Origin of the sequence: Rivularia sp. UHCC 0363 (assembly GCF_034931125.1) — a bacterium.
Classification (GTDB): Bacteria; Cyanobacteriota; Cyanobacteriia; order Cyanobacteriales; family Nostocaceae; genus Rivularia.
In genome coordinates this window covers 27,319-46,662 of the sequence record NZ_JAYGHM010000017.1, presented here as the reverse complement: position 1 = coordinate 46,662, position 19,344 = coordinate 27,319, and the positions used below count along the sequence as shown (strand labels likewise).

Below are 19,344 nucleotides of genomic sequence, written 5' to 3'. Positions count from 1 at the left end.
AAACCTCTAATAAACAAAAACTTATCTTTGCTAATTATATTTTAATCTTTGAATCACAAGCCTCAGTCTCTTACATCGGCAGCAAGTCGGTGATTATTTTTTCAAGGAAATGGAAGATTTAGTAAGTAAACTTTGCGATGATTTTGAAGCTATAGTGCGTAAGGGACTTCCAAACTAAAAAATTGTGAAACACCTCCTCTTTTATTTACCTTTTACATAATTGATGGTAAAATTACAGATTGTAATTTTTTATTAAGTCGCCGGGAAGGAAAATTTATGAAAAGAACGCTAGGCGGCACTTGCCGTAAGAGAAAGAGAACATCTGGATTTCGTGCGAGAATGCGAACTCCGACTGGTAGAAATGTGATCCGAGCTAGAAGAAGCAGAGGTCGTCATCGCTTGAGCGTGTGATCGCGGTTAAAAGGATGGATTTTTAGCTGTGGCTTTGCCTAAATCAAATCGATTAAGGTCACGACACGATTTTAAGGCAGTTTTCCGGGAAGGAGTTCGCTTTCATGGTAGTTACATGACTTTAAGAGCATTACGACCATGTAGTAAAAAATCGCCTTCTTCGGATACTTCCCCCATAAATCAACCAGAACAAACCCTGCAAACTACTCCAGCACGAATTGGGATATCGATTAGTACCAAAGTTAGTAAAAAAGCTGTAGTCCGCAACCGCTTGAAACGGCAAATTGCGGGTGTTTTGTCGGGATTATTGCCGAAATTAGCCTCCGAATGGCGATTAGTGGTAGTAGTAAAACCAACAGCCGCACAACAAGAGTGCGAAAGCAAAGATTTTCTGCAAGAATTAGAGCAGTTGTTGGTAAAAGCCGAGGTCATTGATGGGCATTCGTGAAGAAGTTTATTATGAAGGTGGTCCTCATATTGGGGATTTAATTATAGGTATACTAATTGGTCTGACTGTGGTTGGTTTGCCTTTAGCTGTTGGTTCGATTGTGAGAGCCTTATGGCTGCGCTACCGAATTAGCGATCGCCGCATTTCCGTTACTGGTGGTTGGATGGGTCGCGATCGCACGGACATCATTTATTCGGAAGTAGTGAAAATAGCCTCAGTTCCCCGTGGTGTTGGCTTATGGGGCGATATGGTGCTAACTCTTAGAGATGGCAGCCGTTTAGAATTAAGAGCGCTTCCTAAGTTTCGGGAACTTGAAAGTTATATTTCGCAACAGGTAGCTACTAGAAATCCCAAGTTTGCGGATGCGAATAAAAAGTAACTCGAACATTAAGAGTCATTTTCGTGGATTATAAGGATTAATCAATTCAAAATGCACAATACAAATTTTAAAAATAATTTTTAGTTTTGAATTATTTTGAATTGGTAATATTATCTTTATTATTTACAAAGCCGATCGCACTATCAGTAGATTGGAAAATGTGCGGCTATCCGTAGGGTAGCTATTAGCATTTTTCAGAAAGATTTAGATAAATTAGATTCAGTTAATTTGCAGTCGCTCAGGTTGAATTCAAAATAATGGATTTTGGTATTGGGTTCCTCTCGAACAATGTAATGCTGCCAATCATAGACTTGTTCTATAGCATTGTGCCGAGTTATGGATTGGCGATTATTGCTCTAACATTAATCATTCGCTTTTCACTCTATCCTTTGAGTGCAGGGTCGATACGCAATATGCGTGAAATGAAGATTGTACAGCCAGTCATGCAGAAGAAGATGGCTGAAGTCAAAGAAAAATACAAAGACGACCCGCAAAAGCAGCAAGAGGAGATGATGAATGCTCAAAAAGAATTCGGTAATCCTCTTGCAGGTTGCGCTCCCTTGCTTTTGCAAATGCCGGTACTGCTAGCGTTGTTTGCAACTTTGCGGGGTTCGCCCTTTGCTACTGCAAACTACAATGTAAATCTACAGATTTTGCCTAGCGAACAAATTGAACGGATTCAACCAGCCGCATTTGCGACAAAGCCGCAAAGTATTTACGTTGATGAAGGCGATCGCATCAAGGTAGCTGCGATTCTTCCCGGAGGTAACAAGCTAGCCGTGGGGGAACACACCAAGATTCAGTATCAGACGGTTGATGGTAAGCCGTTTGACGAAGTTTTGGCACAGCACCCCGAAACTGAGAAAAAGATCGTTCCTCAGTGGAAAGTAACCAAGGGAGAAGAACGGATCGCTATTGACGCTGAAGGCAATGTGGAAGCGTTGCAGCCCGGAGATGTGACTATTCAGGGGAGTATTCCTGGATTAGCAGCAGATACGGGATTTTTGTTTATCAAGGCTTTGGGTCGAGTCGGCGCATTTGATGATGATGGCGGGATTCGTTGGGATATAGTCTCAATGATTGGACTGTTCGGCGTTTCACTTTACGTCAGCCAGTTGATTTCCGGACAAAATAATACAAGTGCAAGTGCAAATCCGCAGCAGGATACTGTAAATAAAATTACTCCAGTTCTATTTTCTGGGATGTTTTTATTCTTCCCCTTACCTGCTGGTGTATTGATGTATATGGTAATTGGTAACATCTTCCAAACCGCACAAACCTACGTACTTTCTCGCGAGCCTTTGTCAGAAAAAGCACAAAAAATAGTGGAAGAACAAGCCAAAGAAGCGAAAAAAGATGAAGAAAAAAATATAGCGTTTGAGCCGAAAAGTAATAAAAAGAAAGCAACAAGTTAATCATGAGCGATACTCGGATAGAACGCGCCGAGCAGTGGTCAAAAAAACTGCTGCAATTATCTGGGTTCTCGGTGGAAATTAAAAGCCATAAAGAGGAAAACACTTTGGGAGAAAAAGACCCACTTTCTCTTAATAGCTATTGGTTGACAATTGAGGAATCCAATTTAACCGAAAATCAAATTGAGTCTTTAATTGGACGCGATGGCAAAGTGCTAGATGCTATTCAGTATCTAGCAAATTCTATTCTGAACTTGAACCAAGAACCGGACGATCAAGCATCTTATACAATAGAGTTAAACGGCTACCGCGTTCAAAGATTAGCCGAAATTCGCGGCATGATAGAAGAAGTAATTGATCGAGTCCGTAATACCGGACAAGAAGTAGAAGTTAAATCCCTTAGTTCAGCCGAACGTCGTCAAGTCCATACTTTATTGAAGGACTTTGAAGATTTAGAAAGCTTCAGCCAAGGTAAAGAACCGCATCGCCATTTGGTTGTACGTCCAGCAGCATGGTAATTAGGTGAGGGTTCGGGAAGAAATCAAAACTTCTTCCCCATCCTCTTCTTATTTGCATTATTAAAAATAAATTAACGGTAAATGATATGGACGCAATTTATATTCCTCAGCTTGCTCAAGCGTCAAAACCAGTAGAAGAAATAGAATTCAAAGAATTTCTACCCGGTCTAGATACTTTAACCCCGGTTCGCGGCAATATTCGCGTCCAGCATTGCGGTAATTACTTACAAGTAGCGGCAAAGGCTGAAACAATCATAACTTTGACCTGTAACCGTTGCTTGCAGCAATACAACTATCGGATGTCGCTCAACCCTTCAGAAATTATTTGGTTAGATGAAGAAGCCAATATTGAGCAAGAATTTTTGGCAGAAAGAGAAATTGCTCTAGACGAATTGTTAGAAACACTGTCACCACATGGATACTTTCATCCCAGCGTTTGGTTATACGAGCAAATGTGTTTAGAGATTCCCCAACGGCAATTATGCGAAGAAAAGTGTCCGGGGATTGAGCCAAATCAGCAAAATAGTAAAGCGGAAAAACCTGTTGATAGCCGTTGGGCTTCTTTAGAATCTTTAAAAAAACAGTTGCGATCGAGCATGACGGATTGAAAAAATACCCATATCCTTTGAGTTGGTAGTAATATAATGACACTGCAAAAATTGGAACCAGAACTACTTGCTTTAACACCTAACGAAAAAGCCCAAGCGATTCAGATATTAGCTCAAAGTTTGGGTAATCCTTGGCGTGGAATTGAGAAAATCCCAGGAATATGTGGTGGAGACGCTTGTATTAGTGGGACACGCATTCCCATTTGGGTGTTAGTTAACGCTCGCAATTTGGGTATTAGCGAAGCTCAGTTGTTGAAAGACTATCCAAGTTTGTCGGCAACAGATTTAGCGAATGCTTGGGTTTACGCTACAGTCTATCAAGAGGAAACTGCCACAGCTATTCAGGAGAATGAAGAAGACTGATGGCTCGTTTGTATGCGGATGAACAGTTCCCCTATGAGGTTGTCGAGTATTTACGGAATTTAGGACATGATGTTGTTACTGTTCAAGAAGCAGGAAAGGCTAATTTAAAAATTCCTGATGATAAAGTTTTAGAATTTGCAAGCATTAAAGAACGTGTTATTCTAACGTTAAACCGCAGAGACTTTAAACGCTTGCATCGCTCTGAGCAAAGTCATGCTGGTATAATTATTTGCACGGATGATGTGGATAGGAATCGATTAGCAGAACGAGTTCATGCAGCTATTTTGGTTGCAGAGCCTTTGGCTGGTAAGTTGGTCAGTGTAGTGCGTCCTGTAAGATGAACTTGGTAAAGTAGTAGACTTACCGATTGAAGATTGGACAGTTTGAAGCATAAATAAAAATAATCGTATTGATCGCACCGTAATGCTAAAAATAGCGATCGCCTTCTCTAATACTTGACTTGATTTATCACTAAATAACCATTTAACATAATTTGGAGCGATCGCTTAACATGATTGAGTTCAACTCCGCCGTTAGATGGCTTCAGTTCTCGTTTGAGGCAGTATTCTAAACTTCATTTTTAAAATTTTGATTTCAGCTATGCCATTATCTCCAAATGACATTGGGAAGACAATAGAAGCCATTGAATGTCTTGTCGATCCATCAAGTGAGCGTTATGGACGTTTACTCAACTGGCAGAATCCACCCGATCCGTTCTGGCAGGAATTGGTCTTTCAGATACATATATCTTTGATACAGGTCAAGGATTATGTCCATTTGAGAGAAAGGAGGCGAAATTTGTTCTTGGTATTGACGATATTGCTTTTAAACCAGAACAAATCACTGAGCGGATAAAACAAGCCCTTCATGTTTTTTCTAATTGGGAGTACAGTTTCACAGGTTGGAATTGCGAACATCTTGGTAGATTAATTGCAACCGATCGCCCAAGATGTTACCAAAGCAGCTTTTTGTGGTGGATGTGTGATGTGTCTCCAGAAGGCGACCATAAAACTGCACATCAAATATTTCGGGATCATCTCATTCAAGTCGATTCTAGTCTTGCTAGATAACTAATGAAAATTATGCTATGCCAGCTAACATTTCATTACACTGGAACGGAGATATACGCTATCTATTATGATGCAAATATGATCGTCGCCATCCGGTGAATTTAAACCTTAAGAATAGCGATAAGTGGAGCTTGATGCCTTTGGCATATCTCCTTTCTTAATAGTTGACTCAATCGCTCTACGAGTGAATAATAAAAATGATTAAGATCATACTCCATGAATATTAATTTTTACTTAATTTATTTATTCGACAGTTTATAGGATTTACACCTTTCAAGTATAAAATTAGCTGAAAATTATTTTTTTATGATCGAATTCCAGATTGTCGATAATCTTAACGCTATTACTAAAGTTTCAAAATTGGCTAATAATATTTGGAGCGAACATTATTTACCAATAATTGGCAACGAGCAGGTTTTATATATGCTTGAAAAGTTCCAAAGTGAAGATGCTATTAAACAGCAAATAGATCGAGGATCTAAATATTACATAATTACTGTTGACCAAGTTGAAGCCGGATATTTCTCAGTTGAAGATAAAGCAGGAAAATTATTTCTGAGTAAATTATACGTTTTGAAATCCTTTCGCGGAAAAGGTATTGGTAAACAGGGAATTGAATTTATCAAAGGTATTTTTAATCATCCTGTTATTCAATTAACAGTAAACAAAAATAATTTTGACAGTATCGCTTTTTATAAAAATATTGGCTTTGAAATTGTTGATGATGTAGTTACGGATATTGGAGGTGGCTTTGTTATGGATGATTATGTAATGGAAATGGGATGAAATCTCCCATGTCCCCATTTCCTCTTTCTAAAACCGATAAGCAAGAAATGGAATCAACATCTCAGCACGACTCAATCCAGCATGAATACCAAGAAGTCCTTTATAGCGTTCTTCGTTAGTTATATGCTGACGACATGTCCAATCTTTATGGGAAATCAGTAGTAAATCACCAATTCTATCTTCAGCTTCCCTGCTCAGGGGTTTACCGGGAATTCCAAATAAACCCAATTCCATCGCTTCAGATGGGGTAATAGTAAAAAAGTTTTCGCTAAAATTGTGCTTAATATAATCTACAACAGCAGCTTGTTGATTATGTTTAATATGTAAATAACGAATCCGCGATTCACCCGTAATCGGAGCAAATAAATTTTGAGTTAATTCGGGATGTTCTTCTAACCAAAGTGTATTTTCTAAGGGATTATATCTTTGTCCGTGGTCGGCTGTAAGTAATAAAACGGTATCATTTCTACCTGCTAAAGGTTCGAGCAACTGCTTCTTTAGAGCAAAATCTAATGCAGCAACTTCGGCTTTATAAGAAGAACTTAGTGGCCCGTAACGGTGAGAAACTGCATCTATAGTAGGTACGTATAGATAAGTAAAACTTTTTTGCTGGCTGCTTTTTGTTAACAAACGTTCGCGCAATTGAGCAAAAGCATCCGAAGGTGTAAGATAACCTTTAAAATTATCATTACCAGCTTCCGAACCAGCGCTGGTAAACCTACTAATACTTGTGTGTTTAAACTGATAAAAATTGATAATTTCTACATCTATCCCCGCTTTCTCCATGCGTAAATATATATTTGGTACCCGAATAAGAGTTTCTGGATTAAATTGTGTATCTGGTAAAGGAGTATTTGTAGAAGCAGTCTGGGGACGAAAGCCGATAAAATTAACAATAGTGCCAATTTCGCGCATATAAAGATTGGTTCCCATCATCCCGTGCTGTGCGGGTGCGTAACCAGTTGCGGCTGAAGTTAAAGCTGTGACGGTAGTACTAGGATAAACCGAAGTTGCAGGCATAAAAAAACCTTGGGGGCGATCGCAAGCTTCAGCTATGGTCGGAGCATCTTTGGAATCTGCAAGGGTTTGTAATTGTTCGTAACCAAAACCATCCAAAATCAACAGCACTACATGATTGATCGGTGCTTGATTTTGCCAAGATTCCCAAGCTTGAGTTATTTCAGATGTTGCTAATAGTTTGGGATTAAAAGCGGGAGCAGCAGCTTCTTCGCTCAAAGTCGGAGCATCGGGAGACAACCACTCAATCGCTAAGGAAGCAATATTAGCTAAACCAAGTCCGTCGTAGCTGGGTTTTACCGCTTCTGAACCGAAGAAATCCGGTAACTTTTGACGAGCAAGTAGTTTTTCTAAAGCTATAGCTGATATTCCGCTCATTGTTTTAGTTTGCGATAGGTCGCAATTATTCTAGCTAAATTTGGTAAGGGGATATTTAATTTTTATTCGTTAACTAATTTCCATTCTTTTAAAAATAATCCCGACCAAATTATAAAACCAAGTATCAATGTACCAGCGATAAAATCTAGCCAAATTAATGTATACATTTTAAAAGAAAACGTTTCGGTGGTCTGGAAAAAGTAATGTCCGGGACTTGACATTCCAGTTAGTGAATAAATACCTAGACATACATAAGCTAACCATAAAATATTTTTTAGATACAAAATGTAACCCATTATTCCCACAATTGTTAATATAAACCAAGATTGATAAACGCTTTGAGGAGTTAACCATTCGGGGTCGGGATAGCTGGAAAAGTTGATAAAGTTATCTGTATAGTGAAAGGCTGTAATTACTGTACTAATAATTAACAGGGTTAAGAGTAATCTGTAATGTAGTTTTTTTGTATTCATTTTTTTGCGATTACGGACAAATTCATAATTTAGAATACAAAGCTTTATAAATAAAAATCTTGGCAATTATCATCAAAAATAGTCAATTATTATCAAATTTATAAACTATCTCGATATCTTTTCGGTGTAATTCCCATACGTTTGCGAAATGTGTTAGTAAATCGGCTTTGGTCGTAAAATCCTAATTGTTGTGAGATTTGTGCAAGAGTTAATTTTTGATTCTTTAATAATGTTTTTGCTCGTTCAATTCGACAGTTAATTAGATATTGATAAGGTGTAACTCCGGTAGATTGCTTGAATAAACGAAGGAAATGATTTGGACTTATTTCTACTAATTTGGCAAGTTCAATTAAACTCAAATTACGGTCTAAATTATCATTAATGTAGTTAATTGACAGATTTAATTTAGACCGAGATATTCCCCCGGTAAAATCCTTAATTATCGGTTTTTGTACCGCATAATGTCGCAATAGGTGAACTGCTAACATAGTTGCTGCGGATTCAACATAAAGAAAACTATCATTATTATCCGATTCAATTTCTCTTTTTAATGCAAGTCCAAGACTATAAACTACTGGGTCTTCAATAGCAAACTGAGGTAAAATTTCGATATTGTTACTATCAATACATTCATCAGTACAATTAATTAAAAGATTGGGTTCGAGAGAAAGATTGATAAATTCTATTTGTTTATCCCAATTCATTCTTTGAGTTTGATGTGCAGGATAAATCGCAATTTTTCTATTTGTATAAGTTTCTTCGACTATACGTCCTTCTAATTGTCTTTCTCCCTTCACCGGGTATTTATCGACATGAATCGCAATAATATGCTGCGAAAAACTTATTTTAGGAGTTTCACTAGCAGGTAAACGGTAATACCCAACGCCGATATTATCCCATCCTTTTGCAGCACTAGAAATTATTGGAGAAAAAAGGATTGGTACTCTGGTATTTTGAGGATTAAAATCAATGTTTGTAGTTCGATCTGTTGACATTACATTTAATTCTTATTCAATCGAAAAAAATTATAATTAATGGTGCGTTACGCTCCGCTAACACACCCTATTAAGCATATTTTAAAATATTTATCCTTTCCGACGACTCAACCAATTATCGACAGAAATTAAATTAAAATTACAGCCAGCTAATAAAATAAATAAAACAAAATTATAAATTAATTGCGAACCCGCTGTATCCCATTTTTGTAGTAAACAAACCCCAAACATTAAAGTCATCATTAATAGAAAATTAGCTATCAAAGCGTTGCGGGTTTGTAATCCTAAAATTAATAAAAGACCAACAGCAAATTCGACAATGGGAATCAAATAAGCGGGTATTGCAATTAGGAATGCAGGAATGGCAATATCTTTATAAAGTCCGACCTGAGATTCTACAAACCCAGGTATATTGCCAATTCTAACTAAGCCATGTACAAACATATTAATTCCGAAAACTAGCCGTAAAAATGTGTAAGCTAGAACGATATCGGATTTACGCAATTGATTTTGGTTATACATTTGCTCTGTCTGATTCAGAAACGTAGGTGTCATCATAGTCGCTGGTAATTGAATTTGTATCCAAGCTCACCGGACCAGTACCATAATAGTAAATCAACAGCATCGCACCTACTAAACCGAAGTTCTTGAGAAAATCATTCCATTCTTTAGGGTCAGTAAAGGGATTATGAAAAACAAATGTTGTGGGAACTAAAAATATAATTAGTAAAATTGCTCCTATACGTGGTTTAAAGCCTAGTAAAATTGAAAGTCCACCGACGAAAGTACAGAATATATTACCAAGAAGTAATAACTGCGGTACGGGTAAACCTTTTTCAGTCATCATTGCGGCAATACCTGAAAAACCAAGGGTATTAGCAACAGCAGCTTTCAGAAAAATAGCTGCGAGAAAAGCTCTACCAATTAACGGAATATACTTTTGAAAGCCCATAATTAATTTTGGATTTTAGATTTTAGATTTTGGATTATTTTATTTAGTTAGGAGTTAGGAGTTAGGAATTAGGAGTTAGGAATTAAGAGTTTAAATTTCACCTTGTCCCCTCTCTTCCCTGTCTCTCCCCCTCTCCCTATCATCCATCAATGCATCTGTAGAAATAATAATCCGCGATGCACCTTCTCCGCAAAAATAATATTTAAGCCAGTTGAAAAGGACTCCTAAACGATTGCGAATTCCAGGAAGGTATAGCAAATGAACTTCTAACCACAGAAACCAAGCAATAAAGCCTTTGAGAGCGAATTTACCAATTTTTCCGACCCCAGCGTGTTTTCCAATAATTGCTAAACGTCCTTTGTTGAAATAATCAAAGGGTTTGGGTAATTTACCATCCATTTGTCGCAATATATTGTCTGCTGCTGTTTCTCCTTGCTGAATTGCTTCTTGTGCTACTCCATTAAGTTCTTGACTATCAATATAAGAAACGTCTCCTACTCCATATACATTTTTATGTCCGCACATCTGTAAAGTTTGTTCGACGATAATTTTATCTTTATCTGCGGTATTTACTGACTGCTTCATTTGTGGTGTAGCTGCTAATACTCCCGCTGTCCAAATTACTGTATCTGTAAATATAGCTGTGTCATCTTCAAGATATACGGCTTCGGGGGTGACTTTACTAACTTTAGAATTGAGATGTACTTTCACTCCGTGACGACGTAACCATTTTTCGGTGTAACTTCCTAATTCTTCGGGATAGCTGGGAAACAACCGTCCTGATTGCAGAATTATAACTCGTGCGCGATCGCAATTTAAGTTAGGATAATCCTTTTGCAAGCTGTGAATCAACTCGTTCAAACTCCCTGCTAACTCTACACCAGTTGCACCACCACCAACTATTACAAAGGTTAACAGTCGGTTTATTTCTGCTTCATCGGTAACTTTTATTGCTTGCTCAAAACAACTAAGGATATGATTACGAATCGCGATCGCTTCTGTCAAAGTCCGCATGGGTAAGCTGTTTTCTTCCGCTCCAGTTACTCCCAAATATTGCGATCGGCTTCCCGTAGCAATAACTAGATAGTTGTAATCAATTGCAATATTTTTGGCATAAATAATTTGACGATCAAAATCAATTTTTTCTACATCCGCTTGCAAAAAATTTACTGTCGGTAAACCTCGAAATAATCTACGCAAAGGATAAACTATTTGATGGGGATAAAGTACAGCAGTAGCTACTTGATAAAGCATCGGAATAAAAGTGTGGTAATTATGACGGTCAATTAATAAAACATTGACTCCATGTTTTCCCAACTTTTTCGCAGCTTCTACACCCGCAAAACCAGCACCGATAATTACGACTCTTGGTTTGTGAGAAGTCATTTCTCTTTCCTTAAGTAGTTTGGTTTTGCTTGCATTTTATGCACTATAGTGATACTCGATAAACCACAGATAAATTATCGCTGATAACTATCTATTTTAAAGAATATGTTAACTAGGTTTTTAAGTCTTTTTGAAGACAACACTCAAAATCTATCTTTAGACATAAATTTCTCCTATAAATCCTTTAATCATAGTTTCTTTGCAAGATTTATCATTTTATATTATTAACTATATAAATACTTAATAGCTGTGATAATGTTGACCATTTTTTTTAATTATATACGGTTTAAATATGAGAAATTAGCAATTATGTATATAAAGTTTAAGTAAAGAAAATCCCTTTATTCATAAAAGTGGTTCAACTGAAGGGAAAATGATGCCAAGGTTATTCCCATGAAGATTTTTTAGTTTATTCGTTGATAGCGAAGTTTAAATAAATATTGCTATGTTTGCCCTATTTATCATGCTGTAATCTCAGAAAATAAATAATTTCGCAATCAATAATCAACGAGTAATTAAGCTAAAAAATTAAACGGAATACGAAACAAAGTATCTACAAACCAGGGAGAATCATCATGGCTGAACAGAATAAAACTTCGATAATTAAAGTAGAAGGTGACATCCAAAGAAGTGAAACACAATTAAGAATTAATCCCAAACAAGCACCAAGAAATGTTATTGAAGGAACAGATGACTCAGATATACTTTTTGGTACTCCTGGAAATGATGATATCTTTGCTAAAGGTGGAGACGATACAATTATTGGGACTTTAGGAGATGATTCTATTAACGGTGGTGATGGTTTTGATACTTTAGACTACACAAAATTAGGACAAAAGATTACCCTACTTCCACAAGGTTTGATTGGGAATGGAAGTAGTCAAGGAAGTCAAATTCAAAGCATAGAAAGAATTATCGGTGCATCAAAAAAAGATAACACTATCGACGGTTCTGGAACTAAAGATAGTCCTGTATTTTTTACTATCGATTTGTCAGATAACTTGTTGGTAGTAGAAAATATTCCTCGACTTGGTTCTGTAAAATTCGTAGTTGAAAACTTCGTCAACGTTGAAGCAACAGAAAACTCCGATTCAATTACCGGCAATAATCGTAATAATAAGTTATCAGGAAACGGTGGTGATGATAATCTAATTGGTAAATTCGGCAACGATACCTTGATTGGAGGTTCTGGTAATGATACTTTAACTGGTGCAGATCCATCGAGAAAAGATACTGTAGGAGCAGAAAAAGATGTTTTAACAGGTGGAAACGGTGGAGATAAATTTGTTTTAGGTAATGAATTAGGTTCTTTCTACGATGATTTCGGTAATAATGATTTTGCTAAGATTACCGACTTTTCCTTTGGGGACCAAATTAATTTAGGTAGCGGTGAAAAGTATAATATCCAACGAACTAAACAAGGATTTAATATTTTCGTAGTTGAAGATTCAGTTAATGATTTAATTGGAAGAATAACCTTTGGAACTTCAATCACAAGTACAATGAATTCATCAATGAGATCTGAGTCTGGTGCGTTGATGACATCTAATTCTGAGATGATAGTTGATTTAAACGATATTTCTGAAAGTTCAACAATAAAATTTGACGAGCAAACAGGTTTTAATGTTGTCTCGTAATAAAATACTTCATTTTTGCATAAGACTATTTCATTAAATTATTGATACAAATAGCTATTTATATGTATCTTTAATATGAAAGAGTATAAATATGGATTGTCACAAATATTAAGTCTCTCTATCAAGGGAGGCTTTTTGTTTGATAATTGGTTAAACTTAGGTTTTATATTATTTTAAATTACTAGGACTTACGCTTACGCTGCATAAACCCGGTTTCTATACAAAATGTTTGTTTTTAGCACCACATATTTACGAAGAAACCGGGAATAAGCTCCTAATGCGTAAGTCTTGATTACTATAGACAGATGGAATAAGTATTACTTAAGATACATCTACTAACGATACATCTCGGTATAGAAACCAGAATACAACCAGCTACGTCAATAATGATAAATAGAAAAATATTATGGTATCAGCAACAGTAAAAAAATGGTTTTCGTATTTGTCAATTGGATTAACAGTTCAAATCATAACTGCTTGTCAATTACCTACAGCAGAATCAAAACAGTCCAGTAATTCCAAACAGCAAACTAATTTAATCAGCTTGGTTCGGATCGAGAAAGATAATACAAATCAACAATTTCAAGGTGAAGTTTATCCGATTGCTTTTTATGTTAACGGTAATTATGTTGATGTCAGCAACGATATTACACTTTCAATTAGAAATAACTTGCAAAGACAGAATTCTGATAAATATACTTTAAGCAAATTTGACCGTCAGAAGAGTTTCTTAAACGCTATCAAAGATTTTACAGTAGTTAGCGACAGTGGAAAAATTGGTAATATCACAGTAGATAACCTAGAAGCTACTCAGTTGAGTTGCTCTTACTTCGTAGCTGGAAAGTCGCAGAATCAACAGTTATTGTCAGAAGCGTTTAGTAAAATTCCGTCAGATAAACCTGATAATGTCACAAGACAAACATACCGTAGTGCGATCGCGATTGAAAATTATAATCCCAATTCTACGAAAAAACTCGAACCTTCACAAGCCGATTTAAATCGTTACAAGCAAGATTTATTGACACAAGCAAAAACTATTATCTCTAAGTCTCCTGAAACTCAAAATATCCAAACTTCCCCAGATATTGTGATCGAAGAATTTTCTGTACTCGATTTAGATGACGATGGGAATCTAGAAGTTTTTGGTAAGATTAGGAAAACAAAAGCAAACACCCCTTCTCAAAAATCTCCATACTCAGGAGCTTCTCCTTATATCTATCTAAACCTATGGTTAAGCTACAAAAACGAACAACCACAAGTAATTAGCAGCAAAGTATCGCTTAACACTTTTGAAGATCTCACTTCTGCTTATGGAATATTTAGCGTTTTAGATATAAACGGGGATGGTGTTAAAGAAGTAGTTGTGAAAAACTTTAACTTTGAATCAATTACATTTAGCATCTACGAATATAAAAACAACCAGCTAGAAGAAGTATTTACCGGCTTTAATTCCGGATGCTAAGGAGATGGGGAATTAGTAGTTTTAAATTTGATTATTGATATTATTCATTGTTCAATGATTACATCTTCATACAAAAGTTCTATCGGAAATTCAAAATCAATACTTGATAAAGTAACAATATCTCCTGCTGTGTAAGGATGATAAAGCCACATTCTTCCTTCTCCCCGACAATAACGCTCGACCGAGATTTTTTCCGAATCAATCAAGATATATTCTTGTAAAGAAGGCATACTTAAATAATAAGTAAATTTTTCTCCTCTATCTTTACCGCTTGTACCCGGAGAAAGAACTTCAGCAATCAATTTAGGCTTTTGATAAAATTTACGAGCTTGGAGGTCTTCAGGGTCGCAACTAACGATAACATCGGGATAGTAATAAGGACTTTTGGGAGTAACCTGCACTTTCACATCTGACACATTAGCCTTACAACCTTTAGGACGTAAATGCGGGTACAAGTTTCTGTAAAAGTTTAGAGCAATATCATTATGAGGAATTGTACCACCAGTCATCGCAAAAACTTCGCCGTTAACGTATTCGTAGCGAATTTCTTGCTGGGGTTCCCATTCGAGATATTCCTCGATTGTCATTATTTGCGATTGTTCGGGAATAGCTACCATGTCAATATTTTGGTTAAGAGTTTGATTTGATTTTAACTATAAATTCAAGTCCTGATTGATAATTAATAATTATTAATTGATTACTGTTTCTTAAATAAACCTTTAACAGAACTTAAACCGTAACCAAAGACTTTCCCGGTTTTAAATAACTTATATCCAGCAAATATTAAACTAGCTGCTGTAAGAATAGCTAAAAGATTGAACGAAGCGAATAGTCTACCGTAAAACACGATTAACGCAACTCCGAGTCCGATTAAACCCCATCCCCAATTGCGATTGATACGACGCTGTAAGAGAATTACAACTCCTCCAATTAATAATAGAATAGTTGAAATCCCCACACCAATACCAATTCGAGTATTTGCAGCAAAGATTAATACTCCTATAACCATTGATGCTAAACCAACGAATTTACTTTTACCGTCTACTAGTTGTACTTGTTGGGAGTTATTTACATTTTGATGCTGAATAGTTGTAGCTTGAGTAGTTGCGATCGCAGTTTGTTGATGCTGTTTGTATTGAAATATGAAAGTTACTTTATTATCGTTACCAAGGTCAATTCGATCTCCTAAGTTGAGCGGGTAGCGTGTATGAGCTTCCAACTTATTGTCATTCACAAAGGTACCGTTAGAACTACCGATATCAATTAAATAATAAGTATTACCTTCTACAATAATTTCTGCGTGGACACGCGAAACAATATCCGCAGAAGGTAAATCCGCAACATCAATATCTATGGGAAATTGTTCGTTTGGTTTCCCGATCCGAATCACAGGATAATTCTGCGGAATTTCAAACGAAGTATTGCTTTGTATATGAAACAGTTCTAAAGCCAACCCAGTTATTTGTAAAGTGCCTAATTGCATCAGGAACAATATTTCTATTTATTGACAGATTCTTATATAGTTCATTGTAGCGATAAAAATAGATTAAAGGGAATCGGGAATCGGGAACGATCGTCACTCCTGACTCTTAACTCTTCATTCCTAACTCCTAACTCCTAACTCTTAATTCCTAACTCCTCATTCCTAACTTCTTTCTTTTCCCGCTGATGTAAAGGAATTTGAATAATAAATTCAGTTCCTTCACCTGGTTCTGAAACGCAGTGTAGCTGACCTTGATGTTTATCGACAATTATTTGGTAAGTAATTGATAACCCTAACCCGGTTCCTTTTCCTACAGGTTTGGTAGTAAAAAATGGATCGAATAACTTGTTTTTTACCTGTTGATTCATTCCTTTCCCATTATCTATAATTCGCACCACTGCTGTTTTATTATCAATTAATTCGGTGTGAATGTGGATTTGCGGAGTTTGGGTATCGATATCTCTTTCTTCTTCCAATACATCTATGGCATTATTAATAATATTCATAAATGCTTGATTTAACTGTCCGGGATAGCATTCTATATAAGGTAGTTGAGAATAGTTTTTAAAAACTTCGATTCCGATACGGTTTGGTTTGGATTTGATCCGGTTTTGTAAAATTAGTAAAGTGCTTTCAATACCTTCGTGAATATCAACTTCTTTCATATCAGCTTCATCGAGACGAGAAAAGTTGCGTAAAGATAAAACTATTTCACGAATGCGATTTGCTCCCATTTTCATTGAAATTAATATTTTGGGTAAATCTTCCTTAACAAAATCTAATTCCATCTCGTCAAGTTTTTCTTCTATCTCATCTCCAGGATTGGGAAATTGCTGTTGGTAAAGTTCAATTAATTCTAAAATATCTTTGATATATTCATTGACATGATTAATATTACCGTAAACAAAACTAACCGGATTGTTGATTTCGTGAGCAACTCCAGCTACCATTTGACCCAAACTAGACATTTTCTCAGTTTGAATTAATTGCGCTTGAGTGCTTTTGAGTTCATCTAGAGTTTTCTGTAATTCTGCTTGTGCTTGAGTGCGATCGCCAATTTCGTGTTGAAGATTGTAGTTAAGTTTGGTTAATTCTTGACTGCGTTCGAGAATTTCGGTGTAAGATTCGGTTAACTTTTCCGCCATGCAGTTAAATTCGTCAGCAAGTTGCTCTAATTCATCTTTGGTACAAATATTAAGACGGTAATCCAGTTTACCCGCACCAATTGCAGATGCTCCCTTTTGTAATTTGTCCAAAGAATGGATCAATGGAAGCATAATTAAGAAAAATTGACTGATAAAAACCAGCAGAATAGTAATTACAATTGCATAGGATAATAGTTGAGAAGTATGGCTGGTTTTGTCCATATCAGCTTCAATTACAGCGATTTTTTTGTGAGTGCTATCTGTCAATTGATTCAAAAGCAAATTAATATCTTTAGCAAGAGCATTGATTAATCTAAAATCCTGCTGATAATCAGTTAAAGATGCATCGGACAGAACGTGACCGTGATTTCTCATTTCCTCGCTCAAACTTACCAAAAAAGAATGACTGCGACGAATTTGTGCTATTTCTTTGGTATTTGGAATTAAAGTTTCTAATCTATAAAGGTCAGCTAAAAATTGATTTTGATATTTTTCTAAATTTGATTTTTTATTATCAAGCAATACATCATCTTTGAGTGCATCAATTTCGTTTTTTAAATCAATTTCTAATTTCAAAGCTGCTTCAATGGCTCTACCCGATTTTTCTAACTTGAGGTTAGCAGTTTCTGAAACTTGATTTCGCCAAAAAGAAGTTCCGACTACAACAATAGCAATAAAACCCGCAAAACAAACAGAAGAGGTGATAAACTTAGTAAAAATTTTCATCGCACCACCTTAAATTTTAAACTTAAGTGTGTATGGCGATCGCAATCTTGAATCGAACCAAAAATATCTTCAAATATTGTCAAATTGTTGCTACTATCAAGCATAATAAAACAGCTTGCATTGAGAAACGCAACCGCTTTACATAGAAAATTATTGCTTTTTTGCATGGTACCAAATATAATTAAAGCCCTTTACTAACTTGAGAACTGTAGATGCATAACTAGACAAGTTATTTACCTAGTCCATGCTTAAATACAGTTTTCCCAAAAGAGTTACGAAGATAACAGGCTTTAATTAAAATTGGGAATTGAAGGATTTTGGATTTTGGAATTACAAAGCTTAAATTTCTCCTTGTCCCCTTGTCTCCCCATCCCCCCCTCTCCCCATCTCTTTCCATACTCCATGCACGTATTAAGCAATACTGCCTCTCTTCCGTGCTTCCTTGTAAGAAGTTCCCACATTTTTCAGCCCAGCTTTAATCATTTGTCGTTCCAATAAACCGAAGAAACGAGAGCGATCGCCACCCCGAACAACCGCTTGGTTATGAGCTTCTGCTAAAGCCACCGGATAACCGTATCCTTTGTGAACCTGTGCCAGCATTAAGCCCAGAGATTCCTCAAACATTTGCGTATCTTCTACTACCCATGCCGGAAATTCTATCCGTGCAATTTCGGTACCCACATGAACGTAACAAAAATAAATTTGCTGCGAATCGTACAAATCTAAAATCCGCGAATTACTCTTCCACAAAGGGCTGCGCTGTCCGGGTTTGAGTTGAGTTGACCATAAAGTACTATCTCGCAATCCTTCAAAAACCTTACAAGGAATCTTCTCCATTTGATTGGGACAAAAACTCATACAGTCAGGTACTTTATGAGGACAAGCAGACAACCGGAAAAAATTCATCCCTTCAATACTCCTTGAAGCACTCAGATAACCCATCAAAGGAATACCTGCATCCCGCAAATCCTTCCAAGACTGCAAAATCGGGGGTAAAATATGGTCTCTCGCATCAAAAGGTAGCTGTTCCAAAAACCAATAAATCAGCGAACCATCCACCATCGCTAAATTTGGTACCCTTTCCGAAACAGAAGTAGATGCAGAAATATTCTCCCCCTCTCCCCCTCTCCCCCTCTCCCCATCTCCCCATCCCTTCGTCCCCCCATCCCTTTGTCCCTTCGCTGTCGCTGCGATCGCTAACTCCGACAACACCACCGCTTCACTCGCAGTACGTCGGTAACTCATCCATTCCTCGGTTCTAATTCCCCATTGACGAGACATATATAGATCTTCGGGACGGTAAAAAACCTCTGGTAAACTATCTAGAATCGGGTGTTTATTTTGTCCGTAATGTAACACCACTCTACCGATATTTAAAAGATAGCAATAAGCGATTTCATGATGGTTGGGAGCAATTTGAGAACCATCAGTAGCGATAACCGTATGAGTTTTGGGAGGAACCATAATATCAATACAAGTATGTAGCGGTTCCACCGGAGTTGCATTTGCGAACAAAATGCGATCGCGCCATTTTTGTTGAATTTGAACTAACTCATCTTGACTAGAAAAAGCATTCTCAAGATGTTTTTGTCCTAATTGCAAACGTTGACGATTCGCTTCAGCTTCAGCCGTCAAATGTTGACTCAAACCACGCATTTGTCCAGCAAGTTTACTCAGATCTAGCATAATCAGTTA

The 19,344-nt window shown here is 36.7% G+C and carries 21 protein-coding genes; 11 read left to right on the top strand and 10 right to left on the bottom strand.

The annotated features are described in order from the left end of the window. Positions 1-276 precede the first annotated feature (276 nt). The 9 genes from rpmH (at position 277) to VB797_RS11935 (ending at position 5,995) form a co-directional block, all read left to right on the top strand. A complete protein-coding gene (rpmH, locus tag VB797_RS11975; protein WP_323237910.1) occupies positions 277-411 on the top strand; it encodes a 50S ribosomal protein L34 in 135 nt (44 codons plus the stop codon). A gap of 28 nt (positions 412-439) precedes the next feature. Further along, complete coding sequence (rnpA, locus tag VB797_RS11970; RefSeq protein WP_323237909.1) at positions 440-859, top strand: ribonuclease P protein component; 420 nt, start codon at positions 440-442, stop codon at positions 857-859. After that, positions 846-1,238, top strand: a complete 393-nt coding sequence (locus tag VB797_RS11965) for a PH domain-containing protein (protein ID WP_323237908.1) — start codon at positions 846-848, stop codon at positions 1,236-1,238. The genes rnpA and VB797_RS11965 overlap by 14 nt, the downstream gene beginning before the upstream one ends. A 257-nt stretch (positions 1,239-1,495) precedes the next feature. Further along, positions 1,496-2,653, top strand: a complete 1,158-nt coding sequence (gene yidC, locus VB797_RS11960; RefSeq protein WP_323237907.1) for a membrane protein insertase YidC — start codon at positions 1,496-1,498, stop codon at positions 2,651-2,653. Beyond that, positions 2,653-3,168, top strand: coding sequence for a protein jag (locus VB797_RS11955; RefSeq protein WP_416350861.1), 516 nt, complete (start codon positions 2,653-2,655; stop codon positions 3,166-3,168). The genes yidC and VB797_RS11955 overlap by 1 nt, the downstream gene beginning before the upstream one ends. An 86-nt stretch (positions 3,169-3,254) precedes the next feature. Further along, positions 3,255-3,776, top strand: coding sequence for a YceD family protein (locus VB797_RS11950; protein ID WP_323237905.1), 522 nt, complete (start codon positions 3,255-3,257; stop codon positions 3,774-3,776). A 36-nt stretch (positions 3,777-3,812) separates the two neighbouring features. Further along, on the top strand, positions 3,813-4,139 hold the full coding sequence (locus VB797_RS11945) for a DUF433 domain-containing protein (protein ID WP_323237904.1): 327 nt from the start codon (positions 3,813-3,815) through the stop codon (positions 4,137-4,139). Then, positions 4,139-4,480, top strand: coding sequence for a DUF5615 family PIN-like protein (locus tag VB797_RS11940; RefSeq protein WP_323237903.1), 342 nt, complete (start codon positions 4,139-4,141; stop codon positions 4,478-4,480). Before VB797_RS11945 ends, VB797_RS11940 begins: the two co-directional genes overlap by 1 nt. 1,089 nt (positions 4,481-5,569) lie before the next feature. Then, positions 5,570-5,995, top strand: a complete 426-nt coding sequence (locus tag VB797_RS11935) for a GNAT family N-acetyltransferase (protein ID WP_323237902.1) — start codon at positions 5,570-5,572, stop codon at positions 5,993-5,995. A gap of 27 nt (positions 5,996-6,022) precedes the next feature. On the opposite strand, the gene VB797_RS11930 is transcribed toward VB797_RS11935, so the two are convergent. The 6 genes from VB797_RS11930 to VB797_RS11905 all read right to left on the bottom strand — a co-directional run bounded on the left by VB797_RS11930 (position 6,023) and on the right by VB797_RS11905 (position 11,196). Then, entirely contained in the window at positions 6,023-7,390 is a 1,368-nt protein-coding gene (locus tag VB797_RS11930) for an alkaline phosphatase family protein (protein ID WP_323237901.1), read from the bottom strand. A gap of 62 nt (positions 7,391-7,452) precedes the next feature. After that, complete coding sequence (locus VB797_RS11925) at positions 7,453-7,863, bottom strand: hypothetical protein (RefSeq protein WP_323237900.1); 411 nt, start codon at positions 7,861-7,863, stop codon at positions 7,453-7,455. Positions 7,864-7,961: 98 nt separating this feature from the next. Next, the gene (locus VB797_RS11920; protein ID WP_323237899.1) at positions 7,962-8,858 is read right to left on the bottom strand and encodes an AraC family transcriptional regulator; all 897 of its coding nucleotides are present in this window, start codon (positions 8,856-8,858) and stop codon (positions 7,962-7,964) included. A 90-nt stretch (positions 8,859-8,948) separates the two neighbouring features. Beyond that, entirely contained in the window at positions 8,949-9,380 is a 432-nt protein-coding gene (locus VB797_RS11915; protein ID WP_323237898.1) for a DoxX family protein, read from the bottom strand. Further along, complete coding sequence (locus tag VB797_RS11910) at positions 9,373-9,810, bottom strand: DoxX family protein (protein WP_323237897.1); 438 nt, start codon at positions 9,808-9,810, stop codon at positions 9,373-9,375. Before VB797_RS11910 ends, VB797_RS11915 begins: the two co-directional genes overlap by 8 nt. 90 nt (positions 9,811-9,900) lie before the next feature. Further along, a complete protein-coding gene (locus VB797_RS11905; RefSeq protein ID WP_323237896.1) occupies positions 9,901-11,196 on the bottom strand; it encodes an NAD(P)/FAD-dependent oxidoreductase in 1,296 nt (431 codons plus the stop codon). A gap of 575 nt (positions 11,197-11,771) precedes the next feature. Between VB797_RS11905 and VB797_RS11900 the strand changes: the two genes are divergently transcribed. Together VB797_RS11900 and VB797_RS11895 are read left to right on the top strand one after the other, a co-directional pair. Next, the gene (locus VB797_RS11900) at positions 11,772-12,833 is read left to right on the top strand and encodes a hypothetical protein (protein ID WP_323237895.1); all 1,062 of its coding nucleotides are present in this window, start codon (positions 11,772-11,774) and stop codon (positions 12,831-12,833) included. Between the two features lie 406 nt (positions 12,834-13,239). Next, the gene (locus VB797_RS11895) at positions 13,240-14,295 is read left to right on the top strand and encodes a hypothetical protein (RefSeq protein WP_323237894.1); all 1,056 of its coding nucleotides are present in this window, start codon (positions 13,240-13,242) and stop codon (positions 14,293-14,295) included. Positions 14,296-14,339: 44 nt separating this feature from the next. Here VB797_RS11895 and VB797_RS11890 read toward each other — a convergent pair whose 3' ends face one another. The 4 genes from VB797_RS11890 to VB797_RS11875 form a co-directional block, all read right to left on the bottom strand. Next, complete coding sequence (locus tag VB797_RS11890) at positions 14,340-14,912, bottom strand: Uma2 family endonuclease (RefSeq protein WP_323237893.1); 573 nt, start codon at positions 14,910-14,912, stop codon at positions 14,340-14,342. 80 nt (positions 14,913-14,992) lie between these two features. Further along, a complete protein-coding gene (locus VB797_RS11885; RefSeq protein ID WP_323237892.1) occupies positions 14,993-15,778 on the bottom strand; it encodes an FHA domain-containing protein in 786 nt (261 codons plus the stop codon). Between the two features lie 134 nt (positions 15,779-15,912). Further along, positions 15,913-17,649: a sensor histidine kinase gene (locus VB797_RS11880; protein WP_323237891.1), complete on the bottom strand. Its 1,737-nt coding sequence runs from the start codon at positions 17,647-17,649 to the stop codon at positions 15,913-15,915. A gap of 411 nt (positions 17,650-18,060) precedes the next feature. Beyond that, on the bottom strand, positions 18,061-19,335 hold the full coding sequence (locus VB797_RS11875) for a DNA double-strand break repair nuclease NurA (protein WP_323237890.1): 1,275 nt from the start codon (positions 19,333-19,335) through the stop codon (positions 18,061-18,063). Between the last annotated feature and the right edge of the window lie 9 nt (positions 19,336-19,344).

Coding starts and splice junctions, on each gene's coding strand:
- rpmH (WP_323237910.1), top strand. CDS start 277: ATGAAAAGAACGCTAGGCGGCACTTGCCGTAAGAGAAAGAGAACATCT.
- VB797_RS11965 (WP_323237908.1), top strand. CDS start 846: ATGGGCATTCGTGAAGAAGTTTATTATGAAGGTGGTCCTCATATTGGG.
- yidC (WP_323237907.1), top strand. CDS start 1,496: ATGGATTTTGGTATTGGGTTCCTCTCGAACAATGTAATGCTGCCAATC.
- VB797_RS11950 (WP_323237905.1), top strand. CDS start 3,255: ATGGACGCAATTTATATTCCTCAGCTTGCTCAAGCGTCAAAACCAGTA.
- VB797_RS11945 (WP_323237904.1), top strand. CDS start 3,813: ATGACACTGCAAAAATTGGAACCAGAACTACTTGCTTTAACACCTAAC.
- VB797_RS11940 (WP_323237903.1), top strand. CDS start 4,139: ATGGCTCGTTTGTATGCGGATGAACAGTTCCCCTATGAGGTTGTCGAG.
- VB797_RS11930 (WP_323237901.1), bottom strand. CDS start 7,390: ATGAGCGGAATATCAGCTATAGCTTTAGAAAAACTACTTGCTCGTCAA.
- VB797_RS11925 (WP_323237900.1), bottom strand. CDS start 7,863: ATGAATACAAAAAAACTACATTACAGATTACTCTTAACCCTGTTAATT.
- VB797_RS11920 (WP_323237899.1), bottom strand. CDS start 8,858: ATGTCAACAGATCGAACTACAAACATTGATTTTAATCCTCAAAATACC.
- VB797_RS11915 (WP_323237898.1), bottom strand. CDS start 9,380: ATGTATAACCAAAATCAATTGCGTAAATCCGATATCGTTCTAGCTTAC.
- VB797_RS11910 (WP_323237897.1), bottom strand. CDS start 9,810: ATGGGCTTTCAAAAGTATATTCCGTTAATTGGTAGAGCTTTTCTCGCA.
- VB797_RS11905 (WP_323237896.1), bottom strand. CDS start 11,196: ATGACTTCTCACAAACCAAGAGTCGTAATTATCGGTGCTGGTTTTGCG.
- VB797_RS11900 (WP_323237895.1), top strand. CDS start 11,772: ATGGCTGAACAGAATAAAACTTCGATAATTAAAGTAGAAGGTGACATC.
- VB797_RS11895 (WP_323237894.1), top strand. CDS start 13,240: ATGGTATCAGCAACAGTAAAAAAATGGTTTTCGTATTTGTCAATTGGA.
- VB797_RS11890 (WP_323237893.1), bottom strand. CDS start 14,912: ATGGTAGCTATTCCCGAACAATCGCAAATAATGACAATCGAGGAATAT.
- VB797_RS11885 (WP_323237892.1), bottom strand. CDS start 15,778: ATGCAATTAGGCACTTTACAAATAACTGGGTTGGCTTTAGAACTGTTT.
- VB797_RS11880 (WP_323237891.1), bottom strand. CDS start 17,649: ATGAAAATTTTTACTAAGTTTATCACCTCTTCTGTTTGTTTTGCGGGT.
- VB797_RS11875 (WP_323237890.1), bottom strand. CDS start 19,335: ATGCTAGATCTGAGTAAACTTGCTGGACAAATGCGTGGTTTGAGTCAA.